This window comes from Vibrio sp. T20 (assembly GCF_007858795.1).
Taxonomy (GTDB): Bacteria; Pseudomonadota; Gammaproteobacteria; order Enterobacterales; family Vibrionaceae; genus Vibrio; species Vibrio satsumensis.
In genome coordinates, this window is record NZ_VFEB01000074.1 from 1 (window position 1) to 294 (window position 294).

Below are 294 nucleotides of genomic sequence, written 5' to 3' on the forward strand. Positions count from 1 at the left end.
AATGAGAACTTCAAACTTACCTAAGAACCCTGAAACCTGAACCGAATTGGCGTAGTAAAGCTCGGGATTTGTTCCCTTTTCGCCATCGGTAGAAAGCAGCGTTAGGCTGTTCATTTGCGACAATTGCGCTGCCGCACTTTCGATGATTGCCGTTGGACCTACAATCAAAGTATTACCGCCGCTTTCATAGCTTACGGTTGGTGGAATAAGATTCGTCAACTCTACGGTATTTTCGAAAGCGTACAGCCTCGCTTTACCGTTATTGGAAGTTGCTTGTTATAATAATTGTTTCAG

1 pseudogene is annotated in these 294 nt (G+C 43.9%); it reads right to left on the bottom strand.

The features are described from left to right. Nucleotides 1-246: pseudogene (locus FTW16_RS05840) on the bottom strand ((Fe-S)-binding protein); the annotation flags it as partial. Nucleotides 247-294: the final 48 nt, after the last annotated feature.